Source organism: Sandarakinorhabdus sp., assembly GCF_031422795.1.
GTDB lineage: Bacteria > Pseudomonadota > Alphaproteobacteria > Sphingomonadales > Sphingomonadaceae > Sandarakinorhabdus.
The window spans coordinates 1-3,715 of record NZ_JANPML010000307.1; the positions used below are offsets into that span (position 1 = coordinate 1).

Consider the following 3,715-nt stretch of genomic DNA (forward strand, 5'->3'; position numbering starts at 1 on the left):
GCACTACATTGCCGGAAACGGCGACAATCTGCTTCACCTCGGCGTCCGCTCTGTCGCGCTGCGCTTTAAGATCCTTGAGCTCGGCATTGCCGGTAGCGACGCACGCATCAACCTGTTCCTTGGTCAGCGGCTTGTCATCAGTACCTTTCTTAGTCGAGCAAGATGAAATCTCGGCCAGCTTCTTGATCACCGCCGCGTCCGCGTCCCGCGCCCGTTCCTGCGCCGGTCCGAGCAAGGCCAGCGCATTGTTCGCCGTTTGCAGTTGCACCGCTGTGGCAGGCCCCGAGATGATCGTCGAAGGCCGACGGATGGCACCCGTCAGTTGCTCGATTGCCAGCACTGCTACCATTGCCCGCGCATCACGGCCCGCCTGGACGGAAAAGGCCTCCTTGCCGATGGCGCCACTGAGGTAGCGTTCGCACGTCCGATAAAAACTTTCGCGCAGCAGGTTGACGGTCTGGGTGCGTTCAATGCTGGCGGCCGTTTCGGCAATTGAAAATCCAACTTGACCGGACCCAGCCTGAGCTTTTGCATCCACATTCACCAACGCACCGCCTGAGGCTGCAAGCGCGCTAAAGACATCTGGCGAAGCCTCAGCGCACATCCTCATCTGGTTGCCGTTTTGCTTTTCCCATTCTGGAACAAAAAAGATGTTGCGCTGCTTTGCGTCTATTGAGATTGTGGAGACTGACTTGGCCGAATGTGTCCGTGCTCGATAGGCCGTGTTTAAATTGGCGCAGGCGCTAATCCCCAGCAACACAAACAAGATTACCGACCGGCCTGCGACCCTCGCGATACAATGGTCCAAACGCTTGAAAAGCAGCATTTCGCTCCCCCATTGCTGCAGAGAAAACTTCGCTAAGCGATTTTAACCAGCGTGAAGATAGCCCTATTTCTTCTCATTTTCAATCTGAACTTGATCCATCTTTTGCCATCTAAGTTTCGTGGCCGGGACCGGCCCGACAAATATCGCCCGACAGCGACATCCTGAACCTGTGAGCTTCGTGCAATAGCGTTCAGAAGAATGTATAACCTCCTCTACCTACAAGCAGACAAAAGGGGCTGCCCGTTCCCAGACAGCCCCTGCATTGTCATCCAGCTGCGAAAGCCGGTGTCTGGTGTCAGCGAACCCCGACCGTAACCGGGGCCACCAGCGCCTTCGCGCCGTTAATGAAACAATGAGACACTGGGTCACCTCCTTTCAGCTTGTTGAGCAGAAATCGCAGTGTCAGGGGAAATGGCCATGATCGCAAGAGGCATAATCACGCAGCTCCGCATTGGCCGGCCGCAGGTGCTGGCGGGCCACAGGATGCTTTCCGCCTATCGCCGGCAGCCCGTTGCCGGCCCGGTGGCCGTACACGCGTTGGGACTGGAGGGTGATCAGGTCGGCAACACCCGCGTGCATGGCGGGCCGGAAAAGGCGATCTATGCCTATCCGGTATCGGGCTATGCGGCGTGGATTGCCGAATTTCCGGCGCTGGCCGATCGTTTTCACATTGGCGCGATGGGCGAAAATCTGGCGGTTGATGGCGTGGACGAAACCAGCCTGTGCCTGGGCGATATCGTCCGCTGCGGCACGGCCACCTTGCAGATCGCGCAGATCAGGGAGCCGTGTTCGACGTTCGCCGCTGCCATGGGCACGACGCGGGTGGTGAAGGCAATGACCCGCTCGGGCCGCTGCGGCTGGTATTTCCGGGTGCTAAACGGCGGCCACATCGCGCCGGGCGATGGCCATGATGTGATCGAGCGGCCCAATCCGGCCTGGCCGATTTCGCGGTTCACGCCGATTGCCGCGGGCAAGGCCGGCCGCCACGAGGAGCTGGCCGAACTGACCGCCCTGCCCGGCCTCAGTGCTTATTGGCGGGCAAAGCTGACGCGCCGATTGGCGGATCAGCAGGCATAGCTGCAGCCTCGGCGCGGGCGGCGCGCAAGGCGCGGGCCTCCATCACCGCCAGCAGCCCCGCGCCCAACAGAAACGGCACGATGGTGTAGAGGATGCGGAACAGCGCAACCGCACCTAGCACGCCGGCCTTGTCCGCTTCGGGCATCAGGCCAACGATGACGAGTTCGAACACGCCCAGCCCGCCCGGCGCATGGGCCAACGCACCGGTGACCATGGCGACGGCGTAGATGACCAGGAAGGTGAGCAGATCGGGGATGCCGGCGACGGGCATCAGCAGGATGTAAAGCGCGCCGCCAGCCAGCGCGAGATCGAGCGTGCCGATGGCGATCTGTTGCAGGGTCTGTTTGCCATCGGGGATGGTAAAGCGATAGCGCAGCAGCTTGAAACTGCGCCGCCACACGCTGGCCAGCAGCGTATAGGCGACCACGCCGGCCAGCAGCAGGGCGCCGGTCCATTCTTCCAGCCCTTGCGGCACCCATTCGCGGATGGGTTCAGCCAACGAAGGCGAAACGATGAGGCCGATGCCGGCGACGAAGATGATGCCCAGCCAGAAGGTCCAGCCGCACAGCAGGATGATCATGGCGATATCGGCGGGCTTCACGCCGGCACGGGTGTAGATGCGATAGCGCACGGTGCCGCCGGTGAGGATGGTGACACCCAGCGTGTGGCTCATGGTGAAGCTGGAGAAACTGGCCGCCGCCAGCGTGGGCCAGCCGATGTTGGTGTAACCGAGGTGGCGGGTGGCGAACCAATCATAGCCAACCAGAACGACATAGGAGAGGAAGGTGGACAGCGCCGCAAAGGCAATCAGGTGGCTGGGCGTGGCGTGAATTTCGGCCATCACGTCGGCCAGCGTGACTTGCCCGGAAATCTTTTTCAGGCCCCAGGCGGCAAGGCCAAGCACAACGAGGCCAAGCACAGCCCCGGCCCAGCTTTTCCAATTGGCACGCGGGCGCTGGGCGTCGTTGCTGCTGGTTTCCGCTTGCTGTACCGACACGATGAGACGCTGCTTCCTTCAAATCACCGGTAGGCCCGGCCAAACTGCCGGTAGGCCCGGAGGGACTCGAACCCCCAACCAAGCCGTTATGAGCGGCCTGCTCTAACCGTTGAGCTACAGGCCCGAACCGGGCCTTCAGCGGTTAGCCGATGCCGATGAACTTGGGAAGGCCGGGCGTGCAGCACAAGGTGGCGCAGCCGCGCAGACAGAAAAAAGGGCCGGATGCAGTGCTGCATCCGGCCCTTCAATAGTGCCCGGAACATCGCGCCGGGGGGGTGGCGCGGCCGGGCTGATCGGTCGCCTCAAGGGGGGAGGAGCGGCAGACCGATCAGGCCGGGCGGGCTGCAAGGGGGGAGGAGCAGCAGGCCCGGCGTTACCGCTATTCGCGGCGACAATTGCTATCTAGGGTTTTGGCCGGTCTTTGTGCACTGCACAAATTTGCGATGCAGGCATGCATTTTCTGCATGGCTAACAAAAAGAGTCGCAATCAGATGTCGAGCGCTTCGCTCGTCATCCGTGCCACCAGAAAATCCCTGAGCGCGGCAATCCGCAAGGACCGTCGCAATTCCGATGGATAGGTGAAAAACGTTCGGAACACAGGGCCTTCCACTTGCGGCAACACCACCTTCACCTTGCCAGAAAAACGAATCAGATAGGATGGCAGGGCGGCAATGCCAGCACCGGCTTCCACGGCTTGCAGCACGCCGTGGCTGTTGTTGATGGTCAGCGCGGCGGCACGCGGGCTGCCTTGATGGCCCAGTTCCTGGATCCAGTTGATGCCCTTCAGTTAGTCAGGCGCCGCTTCGCCATAGGCA

General features: G+C 61.4%; 4 protein-coding genes and 1 tRNA gene. 1 reads left to right on the forward strand and 4 read right to left on the reverse strand.

What is annotated here, in order from left to right; translation table 11 throughout:
- The coding region (locus RMO81_RS11060; RefSeq protein ID WP_310475918.1) for a hypothetical protein at window positions 1–826 on the reverse strand (826 nt) is incomplete at its 3' end.
- Window positions 827–1,243: 417 nt separating this feature from the next.
- On the opposite strand from RMO81_RS11060, the gene RMO81_RS11065 reads away from it, so the two are divergent.
- Window positions 1,244–1,903, forward strand: a complete 660-nt coding sequence (locus RMO81_RS11065) for an MOSC domain-containing protein (protein ID WP_310475919.1) — start codon at window positions 1,244–1,246, stop codon at window positions 1,901–1,903.
- Here RMO81_RS11065 and RMO81_RS11070 read toward each other — a convergent pair.
- From RMO81_RS11070 to RMO81_RS11080, 3 genes are all read right to left on the reverse strand, one after another.
- Complete coding sequence (locus tag RMO81_RS11070; protein WP_310475920.1) at window positions 1,848–2,900, reverse strand: hypothetical protein; 1,053 nt, start codon at window positions 2,898–2,900, stop codon at window positions 1,848–1,850. The genes RMO81_RS11065 and RMO81_RS11070 overlap by 56 nt on opposite strands.
- Before the next feature lie 51 nt (window positions 2,901–2,951).
- Window positions 2,952–3,024 (reverse strand) — tRNA-Ile (locus tag RMO81_RS11075).
- A 363-nt stretch (window positions 3,025–3,387) separates the two neighbouring features.
- Complete coding sequence (locus RMO81_RS11080) at window positions 3,388–3,687, reverse strand: LysR substrate-binding domain-containing protein (protein WP_310475922.1); 300 nt, start codon at window positions 3,685–3,687, stop codon at window positions 3,388–3,390.
- Window positions 3,688–3,715 lie beyond the last annotated feature (28 nt).

Bases quoted from the DNA above. Each gene is read 5' to 3' on its own strand.
- RMO81_RS11065 (WP_310475919.1), top strand. From the start codon at position 1,244: ATGATCGCAAGAGGCATAATCACGCAGCTCCGCATTGGCCGGCCGCAG.